This window comes from Variovorax sp. E3, assembly GCF_016082275.1.
Classification (GTDB): Bacteria; Pseudomonadota; Gammaproteobacteria; order Burkholderiales; family Burkholderiaceae_C; genus Variovorax.
Genome location: NZ_MOWM01000245.1, coordinates 1 through 6884, shown reverse-complemented (window position 1 = coordinate 6884; position 6884 = coordinate 1). Strand labels below are relative to the sequence as shown.

Here is a 6884-nt window from a genome sequence, read left to right as displayed (position 1 = left end):
GCCCGCCCCGTGGCCGCCGCCGCGCCGGCCGGCACGCCCGTGCTGGTGAACGGCGCGCCCACGAGCCTGGTGCTGCTGCGCGACGTGGTGCCCGCCGGCACGCGCTACATCGCGGGCAGCCTGCAGAGCACCGCGGCCGGCGCGCTGCGGCTGTACCGCCTGCCGGGTGATGCCGAGTTCAGCTACCGCACCGCCGACGACGCTTCGGCCGTCGAGGTGGCCATCGGCATTCCAGCGCCGCTGGCGCGCAACGCGTCGGTGGTGATGCAGTTCGGCGTGCAGGTGCGCGGCGACCAGAGCGGCGAGATGCGCAACACCGCGCAAGGCTTCTACGACGACGGCGCGGCGCCCGTGGCGGTGCCGTCGAACACGGTGGTCATGACCTCGAGCCAGGGCCGCATCGGCGTGGCCAAGGCCGCGTCGGCGCCGCGCATGAACCGCGGCGCCGACGGCCAGCTCGACGGCACCGCCACCGTCACCTTCGACGTCAACGTGCGCAACTACGGCGCCGCGTGGCTGCACGGCGTGCAGGTGAGCGACGTGCTCGAAGGCAGCGGCACGTCGCAGTCCCCGCGCTTCGGCAGCTACACGCCGGCCGCCGCGCCGGCCGCGAACCAGTACACCGTCGTGCCCGGCACGCTGGTGGTGCTCAACAACCAGGGCAACGCCATCAGCGGCACCGTGGCCACGGCCAACGCGGCCTTCACCGGCACGGCCGCCGCGCAGAACCTGCTGGCGCCCGGCGCGGTGCTGCCGGTGGGCGCGCAGTTCACGGTGCGCTTCGACGTGCGCTTCAACGTCGGCGGCCGCGCCGCCACGCTCTACAACACGGCGCGCGCGCAGGCCGCGCTCTCGGCCGGCGGCGTGCCCACGGTGTTCGACGATTCGGTCAACGGCAGCAACCCCGACGTCGACGGCGACGGCAACCCCAACAACGACGCCTCGCCCACGCCGGTGTCCACGCAGTTGCCCACGCTCGCGCTGCTCAAGACCGTCTCGCTGCCGCGCCACGTGGCCAACGGCGTGTACGAGTTCGACTACCGGCTCAAGGTCAGCAACACCGGCAGCGCGCTCGCGCCCAACGTGCGGCTGATCGACAACCTGAACTGCACCTTCGACATGGACAAGCCCGACGGCCTCGTCGCCGGCTGGGAGCTGATCGATCCGCCGAAGGCGCGCAACGGCCTGCTCACGCCGGCGGGCGCCTTCACCGGCCGCGCGCCGTGCGAGCGCGAGGGGCTCGCGAGCAGCGACCCCACCAAGCTGCCGACCGAGGCCTCGCTGAGCCTGACCGACGGCAGCCGCGCGCTCGCGCCGGGGCAGAGCGAGGAGATGTCGTTCAGCGTGCGCCTCACGCTCAAGTCCGCCGCCGCCGGCAGCCGGCTGGCCATCAGCAACAAGGCCTGGGCCGGCGCCTTCGACCAGAACACCATCAACGTCACGCCCGCGATGCTGGTGGTGGCGAGCGCCAGCATCGCGCAGTCGCTGGTGGCCGACCCCGAAGGCACGGTCTACAACGCGGTCACGCGCCAGCCGGTGCCGGGCGCGGTCGTCACCTTCTCGCGCACCTCGTGCAGCACCGGCACGCCGGGGCCGATCACGCCCGACCAGCTGTACGGCGGGTCGTCGGGCAGCTACGTGTTCAACGCCGACGGCAGCGTGTCCATGACCACCGGTGCCGACGGCGGCTACCAGTTCTTCCTGCAGTCGCCGCCCGTGACGGGCTCGTGCACCTTCGGGCTCGGTGTGACGGTGCCGGCCGCCAGCGGCTACGTGTTTCCGTCGCAGCTGATCCCGGTGGCGCCGGGCACCTTCGACACCTGCGGCGCCGTCGCGCCCAGCACCGGGCCGCCGCAGGGCTCGGACTCGACCCGGCACTACTTCTCGGTGAACTCCGGCTTCGACGCCACCGGCATGGCCTGCGACGTGATGCACAACCACATCCCGCTGGACCCCGGCAACGTGCTCGGGCTGGTGCTGCGCAAGGAAGGCAGCAAGCGCGAGGTGGAGTTCGGCGACTTCATGGACTACGCGCTGGTCGTCACCAACAAGACCGGCTTCCCGGTGCGCGGCGTGAGCCTGGCCGACAGCCTGCCGCCGGGCTTTGCCTACGTGGCCAACAGCGCGCGGCTGAACGGCGCGGTGTCGGCCAACCCGGCGGGCGGCGCGGGACCGAAACTGGTGTTCGACTTGCCCGGCGTGACCCTGGCCGCGGACCAGTCGGTGGTGCTGCGCTACCGCGTGCGCGTGGGCGTCGGTGCGCCGACCAACGGCGACGCCGTGAACCGCGCGCGCGCCACCTCGGGCCTGATGCAGTCGAACCTCGCGAGCTGGACCGCGCGCGTGACCGGCGGCGTGTTCTCCGACGACGCCTTCATGTTCGGCAAGGTCTACATGGACTGCCGGCGCGACGGGCGGCAAGAGGGCGTCGACGAAATCGGCGTGCCCGGCGTGCGCCTGTACATGGAAGACGGCACGCACGTCATCACCGACGTCGAGGGCAAGTGGAGCCTGTACGGCCTGAAGCCCGTGACGCACGTGCTGCGCGTGGACCCGACCACGCTGCCCGCGGGCGCGCGGCTCGACGTGCTCGACAACCGCAACGCCGGCAACCCCGAGAGCCGCTTCGTCGACCTCAAGAAGGGCGAGTTCCACAAGGCCAACTTCCCGGTCGCCAACTGCGACACGCCCGGCGTGATGAACGAGGTGATCGCGCGGCGCGCGGCCATTGCCGCCATTCCCGACACCGAAGCCGAAGCGCAGGTGCGCGTGCGCCTCGATCCCGAAGGCCGCGTGGTGCCCGTGGGCGACATGCGCGCGCTGCCCGCCAGCGGCCAGGCGCTGTCCAGCGGCAGCACCGGCACCACGCCCGCCAGCTCGGCCCCGCTGATCGCGCTGCCGGCCGCGCCCGCGAACGCGAGCAGTTTCGTCAACGGCGCGACGGGCACGGCGGGCGGCACGCTCGGCGCAAGCAACGGCGCACCTGCCACGCCCGCCGGCAGCCTGTTCGCCGCGCTCAACGGCCTGCCCGCCAGCGTGCAGGGCGCATCGGCCACGGGCGGCGGCGCGACGGGTGTCGGCGCGTTCGCGAGCCGGCCCGTCAACACCAGCGGCCAGATGCTGGAGCCGCGCGCCAACCCGCTGCTGCCGCAGGCCGCGCCGAGCCCGATCGAACTCGAGGCGCTGCTGCCGCAGGTGGCCGACAACACGCTCGGCTTCATCGACCTGAAGGACGGCGACACGCTGCCCGGCACCTCGGTCAACGTGCGCGTCAAGGGCGAGGCGGGGCTCGCGCTGCGCCTGCGCGTGAACGGCAAGGCCATCGAAGAGCGCCGCGTCGGCAAGAAGACGCAGCTGGACGCAAGGAAGATCGGCGCGTGGGAATACATCGGCGTGGTGCTGCAGCCGGGCGACAACCGCTTGCAGCTCGAAGGCGTGGACCCGTTCGGCAACGTGCGCGGCAGCGCGCGGGAGATTCGCGTCGTCGCGCCCGACAAGCTCGGCGCCATCCAGGTCGAGGTGCCCGCGTCGGCGCAGGCCGATCTGCGCACGCCCGTGGTCGTGAAGGTGCGCCTGACCGACGCGGCCGGCGTGCCCGTGACCGCGCGCACGCAGCTCACGCTGGAAACCGATCGCGGCCGCTGGCTCGACGAAGACCTGAACCCCGCCGAGCCCGGCACGCAGGTCTTCATGGACGGCGGCACGGCCGAGTTCCGCCTGTTGCCGCCCGGCGAGCCCGGCGATGCGCGCCTGCGCGTGACGGCCGGCGCCTTCGTGAAGGAAGTGCGCCTGCCGCTGCTGCCCGAGATGCGGCCGATGATCGGCGTCGGCATCGTCGAAGGCGTGCTCGACTTCACCAGGCGCGGCGGCGTGCCGCTGGGCGCCATGCCGGCCGGCGCGGCCTTCGAGTCCGAGCTCACGGGCCTGGCCGACGAGGGCAAGACGCGCCGCGGCGCCGCGCGCACCGCCTTCTTCCTGAAGGGCACGGTCAAGGGCGAGTACCTGCTGACGGCGGCCTACGACTCCGACAAGGCGCGCAACGACCGCCTCTTCCGCGACATCCGCCCCGACGAGTTCTACCCGGTGTACGGCGACTCGTCGGTCAAGGGCTTCGACGCGCAGAGCACGCAGAAGCTCTATGTGCGCATCGACAGGAACCGCTCCTACCTGCTGTACGGCGACTTCACCACCGCCAGCAGCACCGAGGTGCGCAACCTGAGCCAGGGCAACCGTTCGCTCACCGGCCTGAAGCATGTGTACGACGACGGCGGCGTGCGCGCCACCAGCTACGTGTCGCGCACCGCGCAGACGCAGCAGGTGGAAGAGTTTCGCGCCGTCGGCACCTCGGGCCCCTACTACCTGAGCGCGAACGGCGGCGAGTTCGTCGACAACAGCGAGCAGGTCGAGATCGTGGTGCGCGACCGCAACCAGCCGAACATCGTGCTGCAGCGCACGGCGGCGGTGCGCTTCGTCGACTACACCATCGAGCCGCTGACGCGCCGCGTGCTGTTCACGCACGCCATTGCGTCGGCCGACGCGAACCTCAACCCGCAGTCGATCCGCGTGACCTACGAGGTCGATGCGGGCGGCCCCAAGTTCACCGTGGCCGGCACCGACGTGCAGGTAAAGGTGGGCGACAACCTGCAGCTGGGCGTGGTCGCCAGCACCGACCAGAACCCCGAGAACCGCCGCAAGCTCGGCGCGCTCACGGCGGTGGCCCGTGTGGGCGACAACACCACCATGGCCGGCGAGTGGGTGCGCACCGAGTCCGACAAGAACGGCAACGGCAGCGGCGGCCGCGTCGAGCTGCGCCACCAGACGGCCGAGCTGGCCGTGGTCGCACTCGCGAGCAAGACCAGCACCGGCTTCGACAACCCCGGCGCGAGTTTTTCGGCGGGCCGCACCGAGGCCTCGGCGCGCGCCGAGTACCGGCTCGACGCCACCACCGCCCTGCGCGGCGAGGCGCTCTACAGCCAGGACGCGCTGCTCGAGGGCAGCCGCCGCGGCTTCACCGCCAGCGTGCAGAAGAAGTTCGGCGAGCAATTGGTGGGCGAGGTGGGCCTGCGCCATGGCCAGAGCGGCGCGGGCCTGGGCAACGGCGCCGGCTCGGGCTCGGGCTTCGACTACGGGCAGATCTCCACCTACAGCGGCAACCTGGGCAGCAGCGTGGGCGCCAACAACGTGACGCCGCTGGGCGGCGCGGCCAATGCCAACGCGAACAGCCAGACGCTGACGACCGTGCGCGCGCGCCTGTCGGCGCCGGTGCCGGGCCTGCCGCAGGCCAACGTGTTCGTCGAGGGCGAGCAGGACATCCACAAGTCCGACCGCCACTTGCTGGCCGTGGGCGGCAACTACGCGGTGACCGAGAAGACGCGCGTCTACGGCCGCTACGAGCTGGTGTCGAGCCTGTACGGGCGCGATGAACTCACGGCGAGCCAGTCGAACAACGTGGGCATCCTCGGCGTCGAGAGCAGCTACATGGAAGGCGGTCGCGTGTACAGCGAGTACCGCCTGGCCGACAGCCTGGACGGCCGCGCGGCGCAGGCGGCGACCGGCGTGCGCAACACCTTCAAGCTCGACGACCGGTGGCGGCTGACGGGCGGCATCGAGCACACGCGCCAGCTCGGCGGCCTGCGCAACAGCGGCAACAACGGCACGGGCTACGCGGGCGGGCTGGGCCAGTCGACGGCCGTCACGGGCGGTGTCGAATACATCGCCGACCGCATCAAGGCCAGCGGCGTGCTCGAAGGCCGGCGCGGCGACGACGCCGACACGCGGCTCTTCAGCGCGGGCTTCGGCTACAAGCTCGACCCCGCATGGAGCCTGCTCGCGCGCAGCGTGATCAGCGACAGCGAAGGGCAGGGCAGCAACGCCGGCAACGAGCGCCACCTGTCGCGCCACCAGGTCGGCCTGGCCTACCGGCCCGTCGACACCGACAGCTGGAACGCGCTGATGCGCTACGAGCGCCGCTCGGAGCGCGTGGTGGGCAGCGGCAGCTCGACTGGCGCGCTCGACGGCAGCAGCGTGTTCGGCTCGGGCTACGGCAACGCGAGCCTGCCGGGCACGACCAGCGCCGACATCGTGTCGGCCCACGTCAACTACAACCCGCGCCCCGGCACGGTGATCAACGGGCGCTATGCGGCCAAGTGGTCGCGCACCGACGACGGGCTGCTCAAGAGCACCTACTGGGCGCACCTGCTGCAGGGCCGCTTCACGCAGGACATCGACAAGGACTGGGACTTCGGCGTGCAGGCCGGCCTGCTCTACGGCAAGGGCGGCGCATTGCAGAAGACGGCGGGCGTCGAGATCGGCTACCAGGTCATGAAGGACCTGTGGGTGTCGGCGGGCTACAACTTCGTGGGGCTGAAAGACCGCGACCTGACGGCCAACGAATACACGAGCAAGGGCGCGTACATCCGCCTGCGCTTCAAGTTCGACGAGACCACGCTGGGCTTTGCGTCGGCGGGTGCGAAGGGCAAGCCGGCGGAACGCGCGGCGGTGGAGGCAGATGACGGCAAGAAGTGATTCGTCGCGGCGGGGCACGCGCACGCGCATGCGCATGCGCATGCGCGGCATGCGCGCGGCGTGGATGGGCGCGCTCGGGCTGGCGGCATCGCTGCTGGGCGCGGCGGCCATGGCGGGGCAGGTGGCCTGCACGCCGCAGGCGGGCTACAGCGCGTGCGTGCAGGTCACGTACAGCGGCGCGGACCAGACCTTCACCGTGCCGACCGGCGTGAGCTCGATCTTCATCAAGGCCTGGGGCGCGGGCGGCGGCGGGCCCAACACCGACTACTACCCGACCCAGCGCGGCGGCGGCGGCGGCGGCTTCGCGGCCGGCACGCTGAGCGTGACGGCGGGCACGAACCTGGGCGTGCGCGTCGGCG

1 protein-coding gene and 1 pseudogene are annotated in these 6884 nt (G+C 72.0%); both read left to right on the top strand.

The window, feature by feature from the left end:
- The first annotated feature begins 9 nt into the window (after positions 1-9).
- Positions 10-6525 carry a hypothetical protein gene (locus BMG07_RS38905; protein ID WP_307867291.1) on the top strand — a complete coding sequence of 2172 codons (6516 nt, stop codon included), beginning with the start codon at positions 10-12 and terminating at the stop codon, positions 6523-6525.
- 28 nt (positions 6526-6553) lie between these two features.
- A pseudogene (locus tag BMG07_RS38900) lies at positions 6554-6884 on the top strand (hypothetical protein); the annotation flags it as partial.